The organism is Klebsiella indica, from assembly GCF_005860775.1.
In the GTDB taxonomy this organism is placed as follows: Bacteria; Pseudomonadota; Gammaproteobacteria; order Enterobacterales; family Enterobacteriaceae; genus Klebsiella; species Klebsiella indica.
Map to the genome: position 1 here is coordinate 182,243 of NZ_VCHQ01000001.1, position 24,837 is coordinate 207,079.

Annotated in this window: 18 protein-coding genes; 5 read left to right on the forward strand and 13 right to left on the reverse strand. The window is 54.3% G+C overall.

Annotated elements, in window-relative coordinates; translation table 11 throughout:
• Positions 1-222: 222 nt before the first annotated feature.
• From FE839_RS00875 to FE839_RS00885, 3 genes are all read right to left on the reverse strand, one after another.
• Positions 223-2,091 carry an amidohydrolase gene (locus FE839_RS00875; RefSeq protein WP_138358182.1) on the reverse strand — a complete coding sequence of 623 codons (1,869 nt, stop codon included), beginning with the start codon at positions 2,089-2,091 and terminating at the stop codon, positions 223-225.
• A 24-nt stretch (positions 2,092-2,115) separates the two neighbouring features.
• Positions 2,116-2,661 (reverse strand): antibiotic biosynthesis monooxygenase, encoded by a 546-nt coding sequence (locus FE839_RS00880; protein WP_138358184.1) that lies wholly within the window; start codon positions 2,659-2,661, stop codon positions 2,116-2,118.
• Between the two features lie 154 nt (positions 2,662-2,815).
• Positions 2,816-3,457, reverse strand: coding sequence for a hydrolase (locus tag FE839_RS00885; RefSeq protein ID WP_138358187.1), 642 nt, complete (start codon positions 3,455-3,457; stop codon positions 2,816-2,818).
• Positions 3,458-3,741: 284 nt separating this feature from the next.
• Here FE839_RS00885 and FE839_RS00890 point away from each other — a divergent pair, with 284 nt between their 5' ends.
• Positions 3,742-4,644: a LysR family transcriptional regulator gene (locus FE839_RS00890; protein ID WP_138358189.1), complete on the forward strand. Its 903-nt coding sequence runs from the start codon at positions 3,742-3,744 to the stop codon at positions 4,642-4,644.
• Here the strand turns inward: FE839_RS00890 and malZ are convergent.
• From malZ to FE839_RS00925, 7 genes are all read right to left on the reverse strand, one after another.
• Positions 4,641-6,458: a maltodextrin glucosidase gene (gene malZ / locus FE839_RS00895; RefSeq protein WP_171034787.1), complete on the reverse strand. Its 1,818-nt coding sequence runs from the start codon at positions 6,456-6,458 to the stop codon at positions 4,641-4,643. The two genes, FE839_RS00890 and malZ, sit on opposite strands and share 4 nt — an antisense overlap.
• 150 nt (positions 6,459-6,608) lie before the next feature.
• Positions 6,609-7,979, reverse strand: a complete 1,371-nt coding sequence (gene proY, locus FE839_RS00900) for a proline-specific permease ProY (RefSeq protein WP_138358193.1) — start codon at positions 7,977-7,979, stop codon at positions 6,609-6,611.
• A 121-nt stretch (positions 7,980-8,100) separates the two neighbouring features.
• Positions 8,101-9,420, reverse strand: coding sequence for a branched-chain amino acid transporter carrier protein BrnQ (gene brnQ, locus FE839_RS00905; RefSeq protein ID WP_138358195.1), 1,320 nt, complete (start codon positions 9,418-9,420; stop codon positions 8,101-8,103).
• Between the two features lie 623 nt (positions 9,421-10,043).
• Positions 10,044-11,393: a GntP family permease gene (locus tag FE839_RS00910; RefSeq protein ID WP_138358197.1), complete on the reverse strand. Its 1,350-nt coding sequence runs from the start codon at positions 11,391-11,393 to the stop codon at positions 10,044-10,046.
• Positions 11,394-11,498: 105 nt separating this feature from the next.
• Positions 11,499-13,466 carry a xylonate dehydratase YjhG gene (yjhG, locus tag FE839_RS00915; protein ID WP_138358199.1) on the reverse strand — a complete coding sequence of 656 codons (1,968 nt, stop codon included), beginning with the start codon at positions 13,464-13,466 and terminating at the stop codon, positions 11,499-11,501.
• A 10-nt stretch (positions 13,467-13,476) separates the two neighbouring features.
• Positions 13,477-14,382 (reverse strand): dihydrodipicolinate synthase family protein, encoded by a 906-nt coding sequence (locus FE839_RS00920; protein WP_138358201.1) that lies wholly within the window; start codon positions 14,380-14,382, stop codon positions 13,477-13,479.
• A 4-nt stretch (positions 14,383-14,386) separates the two neighbouring features.
• A complete protein-coding gene (locus tag FE839_RS00925) occupies positions 14,387-15,175 on the reverse strand; it encodes an IclR family transcriptional regulator (RefSeq protein WP_138358203.1) in 789 nt (262 codons plus the stop codon).
• A 709-nt stretch (positions 15,176-15,884) separates the two neighbouring features.
• On the opposite strand from FE839_RS00925, the gene lysM reads away from it, so the two are divergent.
• Both lysM and FE839_RS00935 read left to right on the forward strand, forming a co-directional pair.
• Entirely contained in the window at positions 15,885-16,334 is a 450-nt protein-coding gene (gene lysM / locus FE839_RS00930) for a peptidoglycan-binding protein LysM (RefSeq protein ID WP_138358205.1), read from the forward strand.
• A gap of 44 nt (positions 16,335-16,378) precedes the next feature.
• The gene (locus FE839_RS00935) at positions 16,379-16,774 is read left to right on the forward strand and encodes a YidB family protein (protein WP_138358207.1); all 396 of its coding nucleotides are present in this window, start codon (positions 16,379-16,381) and stop codon (positions 16,772-16,774) included.
• Between the two features lie 322 nt (positions 16,775-17,096).
• Here the strand turns inward: FE839_RS00935 and phoR are convergent, their stop codons facing one another.
• Positions 17,097-18,386 carry a phosphate regulon sensor histidine kinase PhoR gene (gene phoR, locus FE839_RS00940; RefSeq protein WP_138358209.1) on the reverse strand — a complete coding sequence of 430 codons (1,290 nt, stop codon included), beginning with the start codon at positions 18,384-18,386 and terminating at the stop codon, positions 17,097-17,099.
• Between the two features lie 21 nt (positions 18,387-18,407).
• Complete coding sequence (gene phoB, locus FE839_RS00945; protein ID WP_138358211.1) at positions 18,408-19,097, reverse strand: phosphate response regulator transcription factor PhoB; 690 nt, start codon at positions 19,095-19,097, stop codon at positions 18,408-18,410.
• A 289-nt stretch (positions 19,098-19,386) separates the two neighbouring features.
• On the opposite strand from phoB, the gene sbcD reads away from it, so the two are divergent.
• Positions 19,387-20,589, forward strand: coding sequence for an exonuclease subunit SbcD (sbcD, locus tag FE839_RS00950; RefSeq protein WP_138358213.1), 1,203 nt, complete (start codon positions 19,387-19,389; stop codon positions 20,587-20,589).
• Positions 20,586-23,720, forward strand: coding sequence for an exonuclease subunit SbcC (sbcC, locus tag FE839_RS00955; protein ID WP_138358215.1), 3,135 nt, complete (start codon positions 20,586-20,588; stop codon positions 23,718-23,720). Before sbcD ends, sbcC begins: the two co-directional genes overlap by 4 nt.
• A gap of 133 nt (positions 23,721-23,853) precedes the next feature.
• Here the strand turns inward: sbcC and mak are convergent, their stop codons facing one another.
• The gene (gene mak / locus FE839_RS00960) at positions 23,854-24,759 is read right to left on the reverse strand and encodes a fructokinase (protein ID WP_171034788.1); all 906 of its coding nucleotides are present in this window, start codon (positions 24,757-24,759) and stop codon (positions 23,854-23,856) included.
• Between the last annotated feature and the right edge of the window lie 78 nt (positions 24,760-24,837).

The following is a 24,837-nucleotide window of genomic DNA, read 5'->3' on the forward strand; positions in this document are numbered from 1 at the left end:
GCTCGCAATGCGGGCCTTTTTTGTTTTTACCGCGTGGTTTTACCACCAGGCCCCTTTCTGCAAAACAGGGGGGCGGCGCATCTGGAAAACATGCGGGAACACAGGAACGCATCCAGAACTGGCCGCCAGAACAGCGACCAGAGGGCAGAACAGGTAATCGCGAGCCTCCCGCTCTGCCAGATGAAGCCGGATCGAACCGCGCCGCGATGGGTTTATTACGCGCTAAAACGCAAAGCAGGAGCAGCCCAGCACGCCCCAGAAAGCCAGCGCATCCGCAAGCGGAATCAACGATTTCCGCGCAATATCATGCCGATGCCCATGAACCCCGCAGCTACCACAGCACTGATGCATCTGGGCTATCGCGCCGATTTTCGCCGCTGCCGGCGGCGCTGAGCGGTAATGACCCGGCACCTGCACCACAGGCGACCATTCTGGCAGCACCGGAATGGGCGGCGGCGCCAGCGGTGTAAAGTGACCAGCGGCATAAACAACGTTACCATCGACAATCGTCATCACCGACTCAATGCCCTTGATCTCCTCTTCCGGCACGCGGAAATAGTCCTTCGACAGCACGACCAGATCAGCAAGCTGATCTGGTGCGATACGCCCTTTCTTACCCTGCTCGCTGGAGAACCACGCGCTGCCCGCGGTCCACAACTCCAGCGCCACATCCCGCGGCAGGCGATTACTGTCGTCGTACATCGCCATCCCGCCAACGGTACGCCCGGAAACCAGCCAGTAGAGCGCGGTCCACGGATTGTAGCTTGCCACGCGGGTGGCATCGGTTCCCAGCCCCACCGGAACGTCCAGCGCAAGCATTTTCGCCACCGGAGGAGTATGTTTGACCGCTTCTTTGCCGTAACGATCGACAAAATATTCCCCCTGAAAAGCCATCCGGTGTTGCACCGCAATACCGCCGCCCAGCGCCCTGACGCGTTCAATATTGCGTTCGCTGATCGTCTCCGCATGATCGAAAAACCAGTGCAGACCATTGAACGGAATATCGCGGTTCACCTTTTCAAACACATCCAGCATCCGGCTGATAGACTCATCGTAGGTGGCATGCAGGCGAAACGGCCAGCGGTGCTCGACAAGATGGCGCACCACCCGCTCCAGTTCATCTTCCATGCCCTCAGGCAGATCCGGACGCGGCTGCAGAAAATCTTCGAAATCCGCTGCCGAGAAGACCAGCATCTCTCCGGCGCCGTTGGCGCGATAAAAGTCGGTTCCCTGCCCCGGCTTCAGCATATCGGTCCAGCGCTCAAAGTCTTCCAGTTCCTGCTGCGGACGCTGAGTAAACAGGTTATAGGCGATGCGCACGGTCATCTGCGCTTTAGCGTGGAGTTGCTCGATTATCTCGTAATCTTCCGGGTAGTTCTGGAAACCGCCTCCGGCATCAATGGCGCTGGTCAGTCCCAGGCGATTCAGCTCGCGCATAAACTGGCGGGTTGAGTTGATCTGAAATTCCAGCGGCAGCTTCGGGCCTTTCGCCAGCGCCGAGTAGAGGAGCATCGCGTTAGGCTTAGCGATCAGCATCCCGGTTGGATTACCATTACCATCGCGGACGATCTCGCCGCCCGCCGGATCGGGCGTCGCTTTGGTATAGCCCACCGCCTTCAGCGCCGCGCGATTAAGCAATGCGCGATCGTAAAGATGCAGGACAAAAACGGGGGTATCCGGCGCCGCTTCGTTAAGCTCCTCCAGGGTCGGCATCCGCCGTTCGGCAAACTGAAATTCGCTCCAGCCGCCCACCACGCGAACCCACTGCGGCGATGGCGTACGATCGGCCTGATCTTTCAGCATCCGCAGCGCGTCGGCCAGCGAGGGAACCCCCTCCCAACGCAGCTCCAGATTGTAGTTAAGCCCGCCGCGAATCAGATGCAGGTGCGAATCATTCAGGCCTGGGATCACCGTATGACCTTTGAGATCGATAACTTGCGTTCCCTCCCCGGCAAAACTCATGATCCGATCGTTGCTACCGGCGGCGATAATTTTACCCTCAGCGATGGCGACCGCATCGGCCAGTGGGTTTTGACGATCGAGAGTATGAATCTGACCATGGGTCAGGATCAGTGTGGCAGTTTGCGACATAACACGCTCCTTCAGGCGTCTGGCTCAGCTTTTCTTTAGCCAGCCAGCAAACAGACGGGTCACGATGGGCATCCAGAGCCAGACCACCAGCGCGACCACACAGGCATCATTGATCAGATGCAACAGCACGCTTCCCCTTAGCGAGGGCAACAGTATCCCGGTCATCCACGGCACCAGATTGGTGCTGGGAAAAATCACCAGCAGAGTGATGAAAAATTGCTTCCAGCGCAGTGGCTGACGCTGATTAGCGACAGGCGGAGTAAACCAGAATGCCGGTTCAGTGCGCACTTCGATCCGATCGCCTTCACTCAGCAACGGCGCGATTTCCGCCACCAACTGACGACGGGTTTCCGACTGTGTCCAGGCATAAAGATGCTCAATGGTGTCAAAGCGAATAATGACGCTCCATAGATTCTGTCCGGCGACCGGACGAATAACGTTTACGCCAAGATGACCGGGAAATTCCGCCGCTATCGGCATAATTTTGCCCAGCCACGCTTCATAACGTTCGCCGTGCTCCGGGTCGAGCACATGACTGATAACCAGAGTCACCGATTTCTGTTGCGCCATTAAGCGTTCCTTACTGAGGGGGAATGGCAATACACAACATCATTCAGGTGGCATCGGAGCGGCAAGATTGTACGTCCCCGGAAGCTTGCGTAAGTTCAGTGACCGGGGCGGGCAAAGGACGCTAACCAAGAGGCCGCCTGAGGATGACGTGTGTTCAGCCCTTGCGCGCCGGTGCGCCGTGTACCATGGTATAAGCGTAATCCACGCCCATCCCATAGGCACCGCCATGTTCGCGGACCAGGTCCATCACCGCGTCATAAGTCTCTTTACGCGACCAGTCGCGCTGATACTCAAGCAGTACCTGCTGCCAGGTCACCGGTATCGCACCGGCCTGCACCATACGGTCAATTGCGCGCTCATGGGCATCAACCGAGGTACCGCCAGAGGTATCGGTCACGACGTAAACTTCATAGCCTTCATCCAGCGCCATAAGAGCCGGAAAGGTCAGGCAGACTTCGGTCCACAAAGCGGAAATAATCAATTTCTTACGCCCGGTCGCTTTTACCGCAGCAACAAAAGCGGCATCTTCCCAGGAGTTCATCGACGTACGTTCAATTGGCATCACTTCCGGATGTACAGCCAGTAATTCTGGCCAGATATAACCGCTGAAGCTTTTCGTTTCTACGGAAGTATAAATCACCGGAACAGCAAATATTTTCCCGGTTTTAGCTAAAGCCACCGTATTATTTTTCAGCGTCTGGCGGTCAATGTTCGCCACACCGAATGACATTTGCGGCTGGTGATCGATAAAAATAAGCGCAGAGTTAGAGGGATCGATAAGTTCACGAATAGACATAATATATCCTGTTAATCAATAAGTTAAAAAGATACTGCCATCACCGCGGTATTGTTCAAATCCTGGCTGATAAAAGGCGGTGAGTATAGTCAGTAATTTCTAACAAGTTATTAAGTATTTTTTTATGATTTATTTTTAAGATAAACAATCATGGATATTTAATTAACTATTCACCGCATTGTATTTATCGAAATTTTATCGTGAGCTATACTCAGCTATTAACTCGAATTGAATACCGTCTTTCAGTAAAACAGAATCACAATTCTGATACAGGGAGTTGACTTATGCGTTTAAACCTCGATGTTCTGTTAATTCTTGATGCGCTGGATAAACATGGTTCATTTGCCACTGCCGCCGAATCGTTATTTAAGACTCCCGCCGCGCTAAGCTATATGATTCAAAAGCTGGAAAACGATCTGAACATCGCCCTGTTGGATCGCTCCGGTCACCGGGCCAAATTTACCGATACCGGCAGAATGATGCTGGAAAAAGGCCGCTTGCTGCTTAATGCGGCAAGAGATCTGGAAAAACAGGCGGTGCAACTGAGCGCCGGTTGGGAGCGGGATCTGGCTATCGCTCTGGATGACTCCTTCCCTTTTAGCGCGCTGCTGCCGCTGATCGACAAATTCTATTCGCAGCACCCGCAAACCCGGCTTAACTTTTCCCATCATACCCTGGCCGGTGCGTGGGAAGAACTTACGCACAACGGCGCGGATATTATTCTTGGGGCGATCAATGAACCACCGACTTCCGCAGCATGGTCGTGGAAGATGCTCGGCACAATGGACAATATTTTCGTCGTCGCGCCGGGGCATCCGCTGGCGCAAACCACTCAGCCGCTGACCAACAAACAGCTGAGCCTGCATCGCTCGGTAGTGATCAGCGACAGCGCCCGCTACTGTCATCCGTTCAACAGCAATCTGCTCGACGAACAGCAGCAAATTCGCGTTGATGATTTCGCCAGCAAAATCGAGATATTATGCTGCGGACTGGGATGCGGCTTTTTACCGTATCATATCGCCCGACCATTGCTGGAAAGCGGCAAGCTGCTGGAAAAAACCGTCATCTCTTACCGCGAAAAAGATATTGCCTATATGGCCTGGCGCAACGGTAATGACGGGCTGGCTCAGCGCTGGTGGCGCGAGGCCATTCTCAACAACGCCCCCCTGAGCCAGTACTATCATTAACGGCTAAACCACACGCTGGCAGAAATAGCAGGCAGTATCAGAACGCCATTATCCCACGTACCGTGCCCCTCTTTCAGTTGCCAGCCTTTAACATTGAGCAAAGGAGAATCCTCGACCACCGTCTCGCAGGCTTCGCCGCGATTTATCGCCACCAGCACGCGCTGTTGCTTATACACGCGCGCAAACACCACGACGTTACCCTCGGCATAAATCACCTGGCAGCCGCCATAGCGTAGCGCCTGACTCGCCTTACGCAGCCGGCTCATGCGTGTATACAGCGCCAGCAGTTGGCGATCCTGCAACGCCGGATCCCACGGGAAGGGCTTACGGCAAAAGGGATCGTTGTTGCCATCGACGCCCACTTCATCGCCGTAATAAATACAGGGTACGCCAGGCCAGCTAAACAGCCACACCACCGCCAACGGCAAACGTGCGACATCCTGACCTAACAGCGATTTAAAACGCGCGGTATCGTGGCTATCGAGCTGATTGAACATCCGCAACTGCTGCTGATGCGACAGCCCGGCGCGATAATTCTCCATCCACGACATGCAGGTTTGCGCATCGATTTTCTGCGGATCGTAAGAGATATCGGTATTCGCGAGAAATCCCCACAATGGGAAGGTAAAACCGCGATAGTTCATCGCAGAATCTTCAGCATCGGCCTGTAGCCACTGGCGCGCATCGCCAAAATGCTCGCCAACAATATAGGCGTCAGGCTGCGTCTCTTTTGCCGCACGGGTAATTCCGGTGACATGGCGTAAGTTATTGCGCGCCCCTCCGCCTTCCCCCAGCATATGCGCCACGTCCAGCCGCCAGCCGTCCATACTCCACGGCGATTTTAACCAGTGACGTACCACGCTGTCTTCTCCGGCATAGATCTCATTAACCAGACTCGTCGACTGATAATCCAGCTTCGGCAGGCTGGGATATCCCAGCCAGTTGTGGGCAACACCTTCAGGAGAGAAATGATACCAGTCGCGCCACTGCGAGTCGGCATTATGGCAGGCGCCGCCGCTGCCGCGCTGATAGCGGTCGAACCAGGGGTGAGAATCGCCGCTGTGGTTGAATACGCCATCCAGGATCAGACGCATACCCTCCTTTTGCGTGTTGTGCCGCAGGCGCAGCAGCGCCTCATCGCCGCCAAACTGCGGATCAACATGACGGTAATCTTCAGTATCGTATTTATGCACGCTGGGCGCGACAAATACCGGATTCAGATACAGCGCCGTGACGCCAAGCTGTTTCAGGTACGACAGCTTTTCGCTAATCCCGTCGAGATCGCCGCCGTAAAAGGTGGAGCCGCCCGCCTCGCTGGTTAGCGGTTCATCCCACGCTTTACGCACAATATCGTGACCGGCGGCGTGATGATAATAAACGTTATCCTGCCCGGCTTCACGGGATCGGCTGCGGGCAAAACGGTCAGGGAAGATTTGATAAAATACCTGATCGGCCACCCACTGCGGCCCGCTGTCCGGGAGATCGATCGCAAACTGCTCCAGCCGGGCCGGAGGAAAGCGATTAAATCCTTGCGGCGTGAACCACATCTGGCGGTCAGCCCACAGCAGCTTGAAGCTATAGCGCCGACGCGGCTGCCCGTGAGCGAGGTTGATTTCCCCTCGCCAGGCCACTACGCCCGGATGCGGCGCCTTGCGCAGGCGATGCATGGGCAACGACAGCTCTTCGTTGTCCTCTTCCGCGCGTAACGTCACCCGCCGCGGAAGATCGTTGCCGCGTAACCATAACGTAATCAACAGTCGTTCCTGCTGCTCCTGAATAAATGGAGCGACAGGGAGGTGCCATGCCTTCAACATCACTCTTCCTCGCTTCGCAGAATGGGCACACCTTGCCACAGCATACAGGCGTCTGGCTCATCATCAGCAGAATTATTGGAGGAGGATGACAGGGGTGGAGAGAGCCTTGCCGGATAACCTGAACGTATCCGGCAAGAGAGGACAAAATGATTACGCCTTCACCCGCTTACCGCCGCGGCGGGTTTTAAACTGCCAGCCAACCAGCAACAGGGCAATCCACGCCAGACCAACATACAGTGAGATGCGGGTATCCGGATGGTAGCCAATCAGCGCAATGATAAAAACGAGGAACAACAGCCCGATAACCGTGGTCGTTACACCACCTGGCACCTTAAACTTCAGCGCCTTCGCCTCTTCCGGCGGCAAACGACGGCGGAAGGCGATCTGCGACAGCAGGATCATAATCCACACCCAGACGGTAGCGAAAGTCGCCAGCGAAGCAATCACCAGGAAGACGTTCTCCGGCATGATGTAGTTCAGATAAACCGCAAACAGCAGCGCAATCGTCATCACCATTACCGTTACCCACGGAATACCGCGACGGGATGTTTTAGCGAACACTTTCGGCGCGCTGCCCTGCTCCGCCATGCCATGCAGCATGCGCCCGACGCCAAAAACGTCGGAGTTAATCGCCGACAGCGAGGCGGTCAGCACCACAAAGTTAAGGATGCTGGCGGCAAAAGTAATGCCGAGATGCTGGAAGGTTAAAACGAACGGGCTGCCGTTAGTGCCAACCTGATCCCACGGATAGATAGACATAATCACAAACAGCGTGCCCACGTAGAACACCAGAATACGCATCGGCACTGAGTTAATGGCGCGCGGAATGGATTTCTCCGGGTCTTTCGCTTCACCGGCGGTGATGCCGATGATTTCAATTCCGCCGTAGGCGAACATCACCATCTGCAGCGACATCACCATCCCCAGCCAGCCATTGCTGAAGAAGCCGCCGTTGCTCCACAGATTATGAATGCCGGTCGGCTGACCGCCGTTGCCGATACCCCAGATAATAATACCGAAACCGGCCAGGATCATGATGATAATGGTGGCGACTTTGAAGAAGGAGAACCAGAACTCCAGTTCGCCGAAAACCTTGACGCTCATCAGATTAACGGCGCAGATGATCAGCACCACGCTGAGCACCCAGACCCAGTGCGGCACCGCCGGGAACCAGACGCCCATATAGATACCGAAGGCCGTGACGTCAGCGATGGCGACAATCAGAATTTCAAAACAGTAGGTCCAGCCGGTGATATAGCCCGCCAGCGGGCCAAGATAATCCTGCGCATAGCGTGAAAATGAGCTGGCCGCCGGGTTATGCACCGACATCTCGCCCAGCGCGCGCATAATAATGTATGCCGCGACGCCGCCGATAATATAGGCTAACAAAACGCTCGGTCCCGCCATTTTAATCGCATCAGCCGAACCGTAGAAAAGGCCGGTACCGATTGCCGACCCCAGCGCCATAAAACGAATATGCCGGGTACTTAGCCCGCGCTTAAGCTTGTTACTACTTTCCATCGTGTTCCATGTCGTTTATCCCTCCGCCTCCGCGGCAGCAAAGTTCAAGAGGGCATGACCAAAAAACAAAAAACCACGGAACCTGAAATCCCGTGGTTAAACACCGGCGTAAAGCGCCAGTTTAGTGGGCGCTGGACACCACCTGACGCCCTGCCGCGCGATCCCAGATAACCGCCAGAATCACCATAACGGCGGTGGGCATCAGCCAGGCCAGCCCTTGCTCTGCCAGCGGCAAACGTGCGGTCCAGGCGGGCAGAATATCGGCGAACGCCGACGCTTTAATGCCGTCAATGATACCAAACATCAGGCTGATAAACATTGCCGGAGAAATTACGCGAGCCGAATGATGCCACCATCCACGGGTGAAGCTTAATACAACCAGTGCGATACATGGCGGGTAAATCGCCGTCAACACCGGAATGGAAATCTGAATCAGGTGGCTCAATCCAAGGTTGGAGACCGCCATTGAGAACAGACCGAGGATAAAGACCAGCGTACGGTAGGAGAATGGCAGGTACTGGGCGAAGAACTCCGCACAGGCGCAGGTCAGACCTACCGCTGTCACCAGACAGGCGATAAAGATCAGCGCCGCCAGCAGGAAACTCCCCGCGCCGCCAAAGGTGTGCTGTACATAAGCGTGGAGAATCGCCGCGCCGTTAGCGGATTGCTCGACCAGCGTGCCGCTATCCGACCCAAGGCGGAACAGCGCCAGATACAACAGGGTCAGGCCAACGCCAGCCATCAGGCCAGCCCAGACGGTGTAACGGGTCAGCAGACGGGCTTCTGTGACGCCGCGGGAACGCGCGGCGTTGACAATCACAATACCGAAGACCATTGCCCCCAGGGTGTCCATTGTCAGATAACCATTGACGAAGCCATTAGAAAACGGCGCGATACGGTAGGCTTCCATCGCGTGGCTCAGCGGCCCGGCTGGCCAGACGATCGCCGCAACGGCAAGAATAATCAGGGCGATAATTTTCAGCGGCGCAAGGAAATTCCCCACGGTATCCAGCAATTTGCCCGGATAGAGCGAAACAAGGATCACCAGCGCGAAATAGATAACGCTGTAAATCAGCAGCGGCAGCGCGCCGTCGCCGGTCAGCGGGGCAATCCCCACTTCAAATGAGACGGTGGCGGTACGCGGCGTGGCGAACAACGGACCAACGGCCAGATAGCAGATCACGGCCAGCAGAATACCGGCGACTTTACCGATTGGCGTACTCAGGCTTTCTACGCCGCCACCGACTTTCGCCAGCGCTACCACCGTCAGCACCGGGAGACCCACGGCGGTGATAAGGAAGCCAAAGGCAGCGCTCCAGACATGTTCACCAGCCTGTAAACCAACCATTGGAGGAAAGATAATATTGCCTGCGCCAACGAACAGAGCAAAGGTCATAAAGCCCAACGCCATAATGTCGCGAGATTTTAACTGATGGGTCATAAATTCATTACTGCCTGTGGATGTGGTGTTGTAAAAACGGGAAAATACCGCACCTTTCCTCTGGGGATGATACAGCGGCCATTGTCAGCAAACTCAGCGGGATATGCTCCAAAATTGTCGTGGAATAGAATTGTTTTTTGAATTACCACGCAAAAACAGTCTGTCTGCGACTTTAGGGGGGCAATTTAAACGCTTATAACGTTTTAAAGCAAGGCAGGATCGTAAAAGCAGGTTATTATGCTAAGCATATCATTCAACCAAGAATTATTAACCAGATTAATGGAACCAATATGGCTAATCATGCGAACAAAAAAGCAGCTAACGCTCATTAATTATGCGGTACAGATTTGACTGCAAACCTGAGTGACCGGCTCTGATGGGTTTCTGGCAAGTAATGCTGACAGGCGGGGCAAACCACCGAGCGCCGTTCACAAGGTCAGGCGTCCATCCCTCCAACAGAAATCCTGGCACAGAATCTCATGCAGGTTTGTCATCCGTCTCAACACGCGATGAGTCTGAGTGAAAGCGAACCATGTTCTGATGACTCAGGGCAAAAATAGCAGCCCTGAGCGAGAAACAGAAGAATCAGTGAACCAACTGAGCGGTTCACTGGCGAGAAGCGGTTACAACATCATGCTGGCGAGCAGAATAAACAGCAACCCGAACAGAGATAACAATGTTGACATCAGCGTCCAGGATAACAATGTCTCTTTAGTGGTCAGGCCGAAGAAGTCTTTAATCATCCAGAAGCTGGCGTCGTTTACGTGGGAGCAGATACAGGAGCCCGCGCCAGTCGCCAGCGTGATCAATGCCAGGTTAGTGTTGGGATGCACCGCCAGCAACGGGATCACCAGCCCGGCGGTAGAGATCGCCGCAACAGTGGCGGAACCCAGACAAATGCGCAGAAAAGCAGCCACACCCCAGGCCATCAGGATCGGGTTGATATCCATGCCAGAGACCAGCGTAGAAATGTACTGACCGACACCAGAATCAATGAGCACCTGCTTGAATGCGCCGCCGCCGCCGATAATCAGTAGCAACCCGGCAATACCGGCAATCGCCTTCCCGCACGAATCCATCAGTTCAGGGATCGTTTTCCCGCGGCCCAGGCCCATGGTATAAATCGCGAACAGCAGTGAAATCAGCATGGCAATTGTCGAGTTGCCTAAGAACAGCAACACGTTGTAGAACATGCCCGAATCCGCGGCATTTTTGGCATGAGTCATCTGGATAATGGTGACTACCGCCATCAGGATCACCGGCAACATCGCAGTGAGAAAACTGATACTGAAGCCAGGCATTTCACTTTCGCTGAACCGCCGGGTCGCGCCGAGGGAGGCAATATTGCCCTCTTTTTTAAATGCATCAGGAATAATCCGCTGGCAGAATTTATTCAGTAGCGGGCCGCACAGAATAAAGGTTGGAATACCGACAATGATGCCGTATATCAATACCAGTCCCACATCAGCACCATATTCACGGGCGATAACTGTCGGACCAGGGTGCGGTGGTAAAAATCCGTGGGCGACCAGTAAACCGGAAAGCATAGGTACACACATATACATCGGCGATATTTTCGCCTCACGGGCAATAGCGAATAAAATAGGAACCAGAAGAATTAATCCGACTTCGAAAAAAAGTGCAATACCGACAATAAACGCTGAGCAGACCACCGCCCAGTCAAGTTTATTTTTCCCGAAATAATTCAGCATAGTCAGCGCTATTCGCTGCGCACCACCCGCGTCGGCCAGTAAGCGACCGAGCATAACCCCAAAGCCGAATATCAAACCAATATGGCCCAATGTCCCGCCAAGGCCCGATTCAACCGAAGCGACGACTTTATTCAATTCCATCCCACTGGCAATGGCGACGACAATCGAAACAATAATTAAAGAAACAAACGTATTAAGCTTAATTTTTATGGTTAACAGCAGGAGTAAAGCAATCCCTGCCACAACGATAATTAGTGGCATAACGTCCTCTCATATAGGGTAGCGACCCGTCATAATCCAGCTACGCAATTTATCAATGATGCGTAGTCGGATTATTCAGATGTCTGGATGTTCTTATTTTCGCTTTCAGTTCTTATTTATATAATCGCGCAAGGCTGTGCCGATCTTATTCACGTCATAAACACATCCCGTCCATGTCCCACCGCTGACAGCCTGGAGCATTGCCCAAAGCCGGGTATCATCTGGCAGTTCAGGATCAGGAAGTAAATGCTGATGGCTGGCCCTGGCGTTTAATATTGCGGTAGCCTCCTCCCGTGAAGGTAATATTTCATCGTTACGGGTTCCCAGGAAATTGACCTCGCCCTGAAGTTCGCGACAATCAATTTTAATTTCAATAATATCTCCGGTGCGTAATTTACCGATGGGGCCTCCCGCCAGCGCTTCCGGCCCGACATGACCGATACACGCACCGGTGGAAACGCCCGAGAAACGCGCATCGGTGATCAGCGAAACATGCTTACCGTAAGACAGATGTTTTAAGGCGCTGGTGACCTGATAGGTCTCCTCCATCCCGGTACCGGAGGGCCCAACACCGATAATGACCAGAATATCGCCCGCTTTAATCTTGTCGTGCTTGATATCATAAATCGCGTTTTTCTCGGACAGATAAACCTTCGCCTCACCTTTGTGGTAGTAGATACCCTGTTCATCAATGACCGAAGAGTCGATAGCGGTAGATTTGATCACCGATCCTTCCGGTGCAATATTGCCCACCGGGAAAGTAATGGTTGAAGTTAAGCCGCGCTCCTGCGCACGCTGCGGCGACATGATCACCTCATCGGCATCAACCTGCTCTTGTTCGCGCAGAAGCTGTTTGAATCGCAGTCGGCGTTCGGAGTGCTCCCACCAATCCAGGTTTTCCTTCAGTGTGCTGCCGGTTACGGTCATCACGTCTTCATGCAGCAATCCAAGGTTGCGCAGATGTAACATTACTTCCGGCACCCCGCCTGCCATGAAGGCATTAACCGTCGGATGATAAACCGGACCATTGGGTAGCACGCTCACCAGTCTCGGCACCCGCTTATTAATGCGGATCCAGTCATCAACGGTCGGGATATGACAACCGGCCTGGTGAGCAATTGCCGGGATGTGCAACAGCAGGTTGGTTGAACCGCCAAACGCCGCATGGACCGTCATCGCATTCTCAATCGCTTTATCGGTGAGAATTTCCCGGGTAGTGATGCCTTTTTTACACAGGTTCAGCGCCGCTCGTGCGGAAGCTCTGGCGATCTCCTGCCACACTGGCTCGCCGGAAGGCGCCAGCGCAGAGTGCGGGATCGCCAGCCCCAGTCCTTCCGCTACCACCTGCGATGTCCCGGCAGTACCCAGAAATTGACAGCCGCCGCCAGAGGAAGCACAAGCCTTGCAACCTGCACGGCGTGCGTCCTGTAACGACAGCTCGCCATTGGCGAATCGCGCGCCGATGGTCTGCACCTTGCCGTTGTCTTCTCCGTCTTTTGCGGGCAGCGTCGCGCCACCGGGCACCAGCACGGTCGCGATATCGTGCTGTGCGGCAAGCGCCATCATGGTGGCCGGAAGCCCCTTGTCACAACTCGCCACCCCAATAACGGCTTTCGCATCGGGCAGAGAGCGGATCAGGCGGCGCATCACCATTGAGGCGTCATTACGATACGGTAGCGAATCAAACATACCCGTCGTGCCCTGAGTACGTCCGTCACAAGGATCGGAAACATACACGGCATAGGGCAGTGCGCGGTTTGCCTTAATAACTTCAGCCGCCGCTTTCATCTGGATATCCAGCTCGTAGTGCCCCTGGTGCAGTGCCAGCGCAACGGGCTTACCGTCTTTACCGCGTAAGCCGCCCAGCGTGCTGAGCAGTAAAATACCGTCCCGATCCAGTTCATTCGGCGCCCAGCCCATGCCGGCATTCATTGTCATACCGAACAAATCCCCACTTGGGCGATTAATCAGCATCTCCGGCGTTAACGGCAGTTCCCCTTCAGGACCATCGGCATGTGTTCTGACCGTATAAATATCAGGACTTTCGTCAACAAAAATATTACCAACAGACATGATCTTCTCCTCAAACCGGTAGAATGCCCTGCTCGACCAGCAGCGAGTGGACTTTATCTTTGGCCTCTTCTGACACCTCAAGAATCGGCGGCAGACACCAGGTTTCCACCGGTAATCCCACGCACTGCATGCCATATTTGATCAACGAGACGAACGGCGTTTCCAGAGCGTAAATCGATGGCAGTTGCAGTAGGTTTTTGTTCAGGGTCGCGGCGGTTGCCAGATCGCCCTCGCGCCATGCGCGATAGATACCCACGGAGAGTTCCGGAGCAAAGTTAGCGCTGGCCGATATAGCGCCATCCCCGCCCAGCAGCAAAGTGTTGAGCAAATGATCGTCATAACCACAAAATACCGAGAATGCCGGACGTACCGACTTGACGGTGTTAATCATCGTGCGCAAATGGCTGACGCTGTCGATCGTGTCTTTGATACCAATGATGTTGTCATTTTGCAGGACCAGACGCTTCACTATCTCCGGGGTTAAGTCCTGCCCCGTCAGGTCCGGGAAGTTATACAGGATCACGGGTAACTTCACGCTACGGGCGATCTGCTGGTAATAGTCGTCAAGATTTCGCGACGCAACCTTCCAGTAATAGGGATTGATAGCGACAACACCATCAGCGCCGCAGGCTTCCGCATGCCGCGCCAGTTTGACCGCCTCATCCGTAGAGGGCGAACCAACGCCAATCAATACCGGAACCCGCCCGCCGACGATAGCCACAGCCTCTTCGGTGAACGCCATACGCTGGTCGGTATTCATCTGGCTGAATTCACCACCTGTGCCCAGGTAAAACAATCCATCAACACCTTTATTAATCAAGAAGTCGGCAACGGCGCGCATTGCCGTTTTATCAATGGTTCCGTCACGGTGAAACGTGCTGGATACGGGTGGAATAATACCGCTGAACTTTTTCATTACCTCAGTTTCCTTTTCGTAAATGCTCATTTTCATTTCTGTATCCCAGACCATATGATATTTGCCCGGCGCATTTGCGGAGCAATTCCAGATAGCCATCGATCTTATTTCCTGAATAGACCACCGGATCGCCAGAAAGCGAGATCGCATAGTTAACCCGGTTATACATATTGAATACCGGCATACTTAAACATACCGCACCATAGGTCGATTCCTCGTTATCTATGGCCCATCCCCGAAGCCGTGTTTTTTGCAGCTCCTCCAGAAATAACTTCTTATCGGTAAACGTATTTTTGGTGTGCGATGTCAGAGTGAGCGCGTCTAAAAAATAATCCAGTTCTTCCCGCGTTTTCCATGCTAATAAGGCCTTACCTAACGCGGTAATATGTAATTCAAGTTTTTTGCCTATCCAGCTTTTGTTCGTCGGCACTGAATCCGGACTTTCAATCTTATCAAGATAGATAGCTGAATAGCTCTCCATGGCGCCCAGGTGGCAGACCAGACCACTTTTCAGCGACAGTTCCTGCATTGGCCGCTTTGTCACCTCAAAGATATTCTGGCGGTGCAGCGCCTGACAGCCCAGCTCATAATTTTTGATGCCCAGCGCATAGTGGCCATTTTTATTTTTAATTAAGAAACCACACTCCACCATTATATTTAATAAATTGAGCAAACTGCTTTTGGGATACTGGAATTCTTTTAATAATTCCATATAACTCGCCACGCCTACCCATGCAATATGGGTTAATATTTTCTCGGCACGAATTAATGAATTACACCCTTTGCGAACCATAATCGTATCCTTTTACTATTGGAATAAATGATATCTACAATGAACAGTAGAAAATACGCCTTGTTCAACATGCTGAACCGTAATTCGGTGATTAAATGTGATCCTGTACGCAGTTTGAATCGTGGGATTATTATACCCAGATCCGGAATGCAATAAGGACACCAGCGAATGTTGTATCGATTATGCATTCGACATACTTCGAAAGAAATATAATCCGCTATTTGACTATATATATCCTGGGTATCGGTTAACAAACGTGGAACAGCGACAGGCCCGAATGAAAGCGGCGACCATCACATCGTTCCCGCTCAATAGCTTAACCAGTAAGCGCACTCCCTAAATCCCAACAAAGTGTCATTCTCTGGGGAGAATGATGATATTTCGCACACCGGAGCCCTGATGGCTTATCCGTCAGGCCGCGTAGTGTCATATCTGGACGTTGCCACAATGATATTATCGTTGAGAAACGAAACAGATAACGACAGATATTTATCTTTTTATGTCGCGGACAGCGGATATATCAAGGCAAATATTCTGCACATTGACGATTATTGGGTATACTTCAATGTGCAGATTGCACTGCTTCAGGATTTTGCGGTTATGACGGATGTATCAAGACGTACATCGTGAATGTTGAAGTGGATTAGAACCCGGGTTATCGGGTCTGATGAAAATGTTCATCGTGAAACAGTAATGGAGATAGGGATAGATGGGATTATTAAGTTTTGTGAAAGAAGCGGGCGAAAAAGTCTGGGATGCCGTATCCGGCGGCAGCAAGGAAGATCAGGCCGATAAGCTGAAAAAACACATTGATAGCCTTAACCTGCCTGGTGCCGAAAAGGTCAATATTGATGTCGCGGACGATGGTACCGCGACGGTGACGGGCGACGTCGGCTCACAGGAAGATAAGGAAAAAATTCTGGTAGCGGTAGGTAACGTCACCGGGATTGGGCAAGTCAATGATAGCGTTACTGTGACGCAAAGCGGGGCGGAAAGCCGTTATTACACGGTGAAATCCGGCGATACCCTGAGCGCCATCTCGAAAGCAATGTATGGCTCCGCCAATGACTACCCGCGTATTTTTGAAGCCAATAAACCGATGCTGACGCATCCTGACAAGATCTATCCGGGTCAGGTACTGATTATCCCGGCGAAGTAAGTCGTGAATTAAAGATTATTAGCAATGTTTGTAGGGAGTCGGCAATGGGATTATTCGATCTAATCGGCGGCATGTCTGGCGGGCAGGCTGGCAAGGCTGAGCAACTTCAGGCGATCATGGCCTGGATTGAACAGCAGGGCGGTATCCAGGGAATTCTGGAAAAATTTCGCAACGGCGGCTTAGGTGAAATCGTCGAGTCGTGGCTTAGCCAGCAGAGCAATATGCCGGTAAATAGCGAGCAGATCGCTTCGGTGTTTGGTTCGCCTGCGCTACAGGAACTCGGCGCGAAACTGGGCATTGATTCGCAAACCGCCTCGGCGCTAATTGCCGAATACTTGCCAAAAATCGTCGATGGTCTGTCACCGCAGGGCGAAGCATCGGCTGAGGGCGATCTGGTCTCTGCAGGGATTAATCTGCTGAAAGGTAAGTTATTTAGTTAGATTTACGTCATTTGAGTATTCACGCGTGGCAAATTACAGGCCTGTATTCAGGCCTGAGACTGATGATAAACCTGTATCAGATATTGTGCCCGCATTTGCGCCGGGCGGCGGCTAACGCCTTGCCCGGCCTACAAAAATTATGATATCAATAGGTTACACATCCCCTGTCGGTCCGCGCAAGTGAAACGCCGCCGGGCGATTCCTGAACAATGCACGCGGATGACTGCCCCCTAACTGACCAGCATTATTCTCGCCGCTACCCGTATCCCAGAACCGGCACAACCCGATCGCACCTGAACCACTACAGATCAGGCGCTGAGGATTAATTTTTGGCGATCAAACGTTCCGGTAACAAAAAGCTGAAACACGTGCCTTTACCCGGCGTACTCTCAATTTCCAGACGGCTGTCGTGATGACTAATGGCATGCTTGACGATCGCCAGCCCCAGTCCACTGCCGCCGGTCTGCCGCGAACGCGCTTTATCCACCCGATAAAAACGTTCAGTCAGGCGTGGAATATGTTCCGGCGCGATCCCCGGCCCGTTGTCCTCCACACGGAACAACGCCCCGTGCGGCACACGCTGCCAGCTAACGGTGATTTCCGTTCCCGCCGGGGTATGATTAACCGCGTTATACACCAGATTGGAAATCGCGCTACGCAACTGTTCTTCATTGCCCAGCACTTTTAGCGCCTGATCGACTGAAAAATGCAAAACATGCTTCTGCTGGCTTAGCGTTTGTGCCTCGCGTTCAACGAGCCGCAGCATCATCGGAACATCAATTTTATCGTTCATCGCCAGCACCGGCGCCGCTTCAATTCGCGACAATGTCAGCAACTGTTTCACCAGCCCTTCCATACGCTGCGTTTGCTCGCGCATGGTGTGTAACGCTTTTTCGCGCGTGGCCCCGGCCAGTTCCTGCTCCTGCATCATCTCCAGATACCCCTGCAATACCGTCAGCGGGGTACGTAACTCGTGGCTGACATTGGCGAAAAAATTACGCCGCGCCCCTTCGAGATTGTGCATCTGCGTAACATCGCGCGCCACCATCAACAGCTGATTATCGCTATAGGGCATCACGCGAATTTCCAGATGGCGGGCATTATTCAGCACCAGATTAAGCGGTTTTGAAAAGTCTCTGTATTTCAGATAGTGGGTAAATTCAGGATAACGCAGAAGATTAAGGATATTCTGCCCATTATCATCCGGCCAGCGCAGATTCAGCAGTTGCTGGGCCAGACCGTTGCACCAGAACATGACGCCGTCTTCCGTGGTCAGCACCACCGCATCAGGCAGAGATTCCGCACCGCTGCGAAAACGCTTAATCAGGCTACCCAGTTCGCGTCGACGCTTTTTATTACGCATCTGCATCTGATGCAGACCGTACAACAGCGGTTCCCAACTGCCGCTGCCAGGCGGCGGCGTCATGCTGCGATCAACCCACAGCCACCACGACAGGCGCATAAGATTCCAGAAATGCCAGATAAGAAGCGTTGTCACCGCCGCTAACAGAAACCACGGCAGATGACCCAAAAGCGCCCCGAGGATCAGGGCCGGGATACAACACAAGAAAAGCTCAAGCGCCAGCCTTTTCCATGACAGCCGTTCCAGCACGGGTCACACTCCTGTCAACATTCAGAAACGGGTAGAGAAACGATATCCCGTGCCGCGAACCGTTTGCACCATCCGATCATGGCCGCTATGTTCCAGCGCTTTACGCAGACGACGAATATGCACGTCCACCGTTCGGTCTTCTACATAGACGTTAGTTCCCCAGACATGATTCAGCAACTGTTCGCGGCTATAGACCCGTTCCGGATGTGTCATGAAGAAGTGTAATAATTTAAACTCCGTTGGCCCCATCTCCAGCGGATTTTCGCCGGTCATCACGCGATGTGAAGACGGATCGAGGCTCAGCCCCTGCATCTCAATCACCTCTTCCACCGCCATCGGCGAAATGCGTCGCATCACGGCCTTAATCCGCGCCACCAGCTCTTTCGGTGAGAATGGCTTGGTAATGTAATCATCCGCTCCGGTTTCCAGCCCGCGGACGCGATCTTCCTCTTCGCCGCGCGCGGTCAGCATCACCACCGGAATATCGCGGGTCATCGCTTCACGCTTAAGTTGTTTAATAAACTGCAGACCTGACCCACCCGGCAGCATCCAGTCAAGGAGGATCAAATCAGGCCAGGGTTCATTGAGTTGATTAACCGCGCTGTCAAAATCTTCCGCCTCAACCGGCTGAAAGCCGTTTTGCTCCAGCACAAAGCAGACCATTTCACGGATTGGAGCTTCATCTTCAACGACCAGAATTCTTCTCGCCATTATTTACCCTGTATTTTTTAGCCATCAGTATAGAAGTGCGCGGCCATTATGCGTCAGATTTATGACAGATTTATGAAAAAATGACGGACTGATGAACACGGATTTTGAATTATGACACGGACTTAACTCACCGCAGAGCGGTGTTATCCGGGGTGCTTAAAGGCGGCACGGGAGCAGGTCTCTGGCGCACAGGTAACGATGTCACCGGGGCGAGCGTAGCCAACACATAAGCAACCAGGAGTATGACAGGTATATAATACCGCTTACGTTTTTTCGCTAAGGGACCACTATGCGCATCCTTCACACGTCAGACTGGCATCTGGGCCAGAATTTTTACAGCAAAAGTCGCGCCGCTGAGCACCAGGCATTTCTCGACTGGCTGCTGTCCCGCGCACAGGAGCATGACGTTGATGCGATTATTGTCGCTGGCGATATTTTTGATACCGGCTCTCCGCCAAGCTACGCGCGCGAGCTGTATAACCGTTTTGTCGTTCAGCTACAGCAAACCGGCTGCCAGCTGGTGGTGCTGGCAGGAAACCACGATTCAGTGGCGACGCTTAATGAATCGCGGGACATTCTCGCCTTCCTGAAAACCACGGTGGTGGCCAACGCGGGTCACGCTCCCTTTATTTTGCCGCGGCGCGACGGTTCACCGGGGGCCATTTTTTGCCCGGTGCCCTTCCTGCGCCCGCGTGAACTGGTGACCAGCCAGGCCGGACACTCCAGCGGCGAAAAGCAGCAGCAGCTTCTCAACGCCATCAGCGACTACTACCAGCAGCAATACCAGCAGGCCTGCGCCCTGCGCGGCAACCAACAACTGCCAATTATTGCCAGCGGCCATTTAACCACCGTCGGCGCCAGCAAAAGCGATGCAGTTCGCGAAATCTATATCGGTACTCTCGATGCTTTCCCGGCAAGCCACTTCCCCCCTGCCGATTATATCGCGCTCGGCCATATACACCGGGCGCAGATCGTCGGCGGCTGCGAGCATATTCGCTATAGCGGCTCGCCCATCCCGCTGAGCTTTGATGAAACCGGAAAAAACAAAAGCGTCAATCTGGTGACCTTTCGTGACGGCCGCCTGGCGGAGGTCACGCCCCTTATCGTGCCCATCACCCAGCCGCTGGCGGTCTTAAAAGGCGATTTCGCCAGTATTGGCGAGCAGCTTAATCAATGGCAAAGCGACGATCGGTCACCTGCCGTATGGCTGGATATCGAAATCACCAGTGATGAATATTTACATGATATTCAAAGGAAAATTCAGGAAAAGACCGAAACGCTCCCGGTAGAAGTGCTGCTGGTGCGCCGCAGCCGCGACCAGCGCGAGCGCATTCTGGCGGGAGAAAGACGGGAAACCCTCAACGAACTACGGGTCGAGGATGTCTTCGCCCGTCGTCTGGCGCTGGAAACCCTGGAAGAGGCGCAACAGCAACGCCTGGAACACCTGTTTAATGCAACCCTGCATAGCCTGAACGGTGAGGACCGCCTGTGAAAATCCTGAGCTTACGCCTGAAAAATCTCAACTCGTTAAAAGGTGAATGGAAAATCGATTTCACCCGCGAGCCGTTCGCCAGCAACGGACTGTTCGCCATCACCGGGCCAACGGGTGCCGGGAAGACCACGCTGCTGGATGCCATCTGCCTCGCGCTGTATCACGAAACCCCGCGCCTGAGCAGCGTGTCGCAATCGCAAAACGATCTGATGACCCGCGATACCGCCGAGTGCCTGGCGGAAGTGGAATTCGAAGTTAAAGGTACCGCCTACCGCGCCTTCTGGAGCCAGAACCGGGCAAGAAACCAGCCGGACGGTAATCTGCAGGCCCCGCGCGTCGAACTGGCGCGCTGCGACGACGGCAAAATCCTCGCTGATAAAGTCAAAGATAAGCTAGAGATGACCGCCTCGCTCACCGGGCTGGACTACGGCCGCTTCACCCGTTCAATGCTGCTATCGCAGGGGCAATTCGCCGCCTTCCTCAACGCCAAACCCAAAGAGCGTGCCGAATTGTTGGAAGAGCTAACCGGCACCGAAATTTACGGCCAGATTTCCGCTCTGGTCTTTGAAAAACATAAGCTCGCTCGCGTTGAGCTGGAAAAAATACAGGCCCTGGCCTCCGGCGTCCTGTTGCTGAGCGATGAACAGCAGCAGTCACTCCAGAAAAGTTTGCAAGCGCTTACTGATGAAGAAAAACAGCAGATTAGCGAACAGACCCGTCTACAACATGCGTGTCAGTGGCTGGTGCGTCGCGACGAACTGACAGCGGAAGACCGAAAAGCGCAGGCCGCGCTGCGCGAGGCCCGACAGGCTCTCGAACAGGCCCAGCCGCAGTTGGCTGCGCTACTCAATGCGCAGCCTGCGGAGCATTTACGCCCGCACTGGACGCGTCAGCAGGAACAAACCGCCGCGCTGGCGCAAATTCGCCGCCAGAGAGAAGAAGTAAATGCTCGCTTACATGAGAAATTACGCTTACGGGCTGGCATTCGTCTCGCCGCGCAGCAACAGTCAGAACGCCTGCACGCCCTCCGGCAAACGCTATCCGCATGGCTGAAAGAGCACGAGCGCTATCAACAATGGGAAAATGCGCTGGCGGGCTGGCGGGCGGCGTTTCAACAACAATCACGTGACACCCAGCAGCAATCCGCATTACAACAGCGTCTGGAGGAAGCCAGCCGCAAACTGGCCGAGCTACCGTCCGCCAGCCTGACGCTGGATGCCGAACAGGTCAGCGCCGGACTGTCTCTGCACGCCGCCGCCCGGCCGCTTCGCCAGCAACTCTCTGCTCTGCATAGCCAGTTGCAACCACTGGGCCAACGTCTGGAACAGCTCAATCGCGCCGGGCAGACCAGTAAGCAGGAGCAGACGCAACTGGAAGCCACGCTGGCCCGGCGTCGTCAGGCATATAAAGAAAAAAATCAGCAGTTCAGCGATGTCAAAGCCTTGTGTGAACTGGAAGCGCGTATCGCCAGTCTGGAGGCTGAACGTATCCGCCTGCAGCCCGGCTCGCCCTGCCCGCTCTGTGGCTCTGAACAACACCCGGCCATCGCCGCATATCAGGCGCTGGCTCCTGACGTTAATCAGGCGCGGCGCGATGCGCTTGAGCGTGAAGTCAAACAACTGGCGGAAGCTGGCGCGCTGGTTCGTGGCGAGCTGGATGCGTTGCTTAAGCAGCAGCAAAAAGAAGCCGCCGAGAAAGCATCACTTCTTCAGCAGAAGCAAGCGCTTACATTACAGTGGCAAGAGACGATCGCTGGATTGAATATCAACCTGACGCCGCAGGACGATATTCCCGGCTGGCTAAATACGCAGCAAGAGCATGAACAGCGACTGTACCAGCATCAACAGCGTCTGGCCTGGCAGACCCGACAGCAGGAGAGCCAACAGCAGCTACAGCAGCTGCGGCAAGAACACGCGCAGCGTAGCGCCGCGCTGGAGAGTGAACTGGCCGCATTCGCCCTTAGCTTACCCGCCGCGGACCAGGCCGCGGGCTGGCTGGCGCAGCGGGAAGAAGAGAGCCGCAGCTGGCAAGCTAAACAGAACGAATTAACGGCCCTGCAGGAACAGATCCAACGGCTTTCGCCGCTGCTGGAGACCCTGCCGGAAACGGAGCAGCAGGCCGAGCCTGCGTCGATCGAGGGCTGGCGTCAGGTACACGATGACTGCCTGGCGCTCCAGAGCCAGTGGCAAACGCTGGGGCAGCAGGAAAACCAATTACAGGCCCAACTGACAGAGACCGAACAACAGTTCAGCGCCGCGCTGGCCGCCAGCCCGTTTGCCGATCGGCAGGCGTTTCTCGCCGCGCTGCTGGATGAAGAAACGCGCCAGCGGCTCGAAAACCTGAAGCAGACACGGGAAAGCTCGCTACAGCAGAATCAGGCGCTGGCGCTGCGGGCCCGCGCCGCGCTGGATAGCCATAGCCAGCAACCGCCGCAGGAAAGCGATAGTAGCCAGCCGCTTGAGCAGGTGCGGGAAAAGCTCCAGCTGTTGACATCGCAGTTGCGGGAAAACAGCGCTCGCCAGGGCGAAATTCGCCAGCAGTTGAAGCAGAATGCCGAAAATCAGCAGCGTCAACAGACGTTACGCCAGCAGATGGAGCACGCCGCGCAAGAAGTGGATGACTGGGCGTGGCTGAACTCACTTATCGGCTCCAAAGAGGGCGATAAGTTCCGTAAGTTTGCGCAAGGCCTGACGCTGGATAACCTGGTGTGGCTGGCCAACCATCAGCTCAACCGCCTGCATGGCCGTTATCTGCTACAGCGTAAGGCCAGTGAAGCGCTGGAACTGGAAGTGGTAGATACCTGGCAGGCGGACGCGGTACGCGATACGCGGACGCTTTCCGGCGGCGAGAGTTTTCTTGTCAGCCTCGCGCTGGCGCTGGCGCTGTCCGATCTGGTGAGCCATAAAACGCGGATCGATTCGCTGTTTCTTGATGAGGGCTTCGGTACGCTCGATAGCGAAACCCTTGATACCGCGCTGGATGCGCTGGACGCACTGAATGCCAGCGGCAAAATTATCGGCGTGATCAGCCATGTCGAGGCAATGAAAGAACGCATTCCGGTACAGATTAAGGTAAAGAAAATCAATGGGCTGGGCTATAGCCGTCTGGATAAGATCTTCGCGGTGGAGTGAGGCGCGGCTTCGCTGGTGCGCCCGCCCCATTTGGTGAGCCCGCAATCAATCAGCGGCGACCTGAGCGCTGAAAGTCATAATATCCAGAGGCGAAAACACAGCTCCCTTCTGAAATAACACGAGTTACACCGATTTACAGCGGCCACAGCCAGGCCGCTCCGCGCACGCCGCTGGAGTCACCGTGCGCCGCTTTGCGAATCGGCGTCTCGCATTCGCCGCCGAATACCCACGGTTTCAGCAAATTCGGCACCGTCTGATACAATCGGTCAACGTTGCTCATTCCCCCGCCCAGTACAATAACGTCCGGATCGAGGATATTCACGACGTGCGCCAGGGATTTCGCCAGCCGCATCTCATAGCGGCTCAGCGCCAGTTCCGCCAGCGGATCTCGCTCGCCGACGCGCTGCATAATCTCGCTCCCCTTCAGCGAATGACCGCTTAAACGATGATAATCAGTGGTAAAACCGGTGCCGGAAATAAATGTTTCAATACAGCCCTGCTTGCCACAATAGCAGGGCACCTCTTCCCGATAGCGCAGTTCGTCGTCATCCATCCACGGCAGCGGATTATGCCCCCACTCGCCCGCCGTCCCGTTACCGCCAATATGCGCGCGACCGTTAAGCGCCACGCCAGAACCACAGCCGGTGCCAATAATCACCGCAAATACCGTTTGCGCCCCGGCCGCCGCGCCATCCACCGCTTCCGAAACCGCAAGGCAGTTCGCATCGTTCGCCAGCCGTATTTCCCGTCCCAGGCGCTGACTGAGGTCTTTATCAAACGGCTGACCGTTGAGCCAGGTCGAATTAGCATTTTTAACTACGCCCGTATAGGGCGAAATTGAACCAGGGATGCCAATACCGACCGTACCTTTCTGCCCGCTGGCCTGCTCAGCCATCTCCACCAGCGAGGCTATCGTCTCTATCGTCTGCCGATAATCCTCTCTCGGCGTCGGCAAACGGTGGCGAAATAACTGCTCCCCCTGGTCGCTTAGCGCGATGACTTCCGTTTTTGTTCCACCTAAATCAATCCCAATACGCACTGTTAGTTCCTCACCCCGATTAACAATGCAAGCATAGCGACAATTCGCTATCATGCCCGCTGGATTTAATAAAAAAGC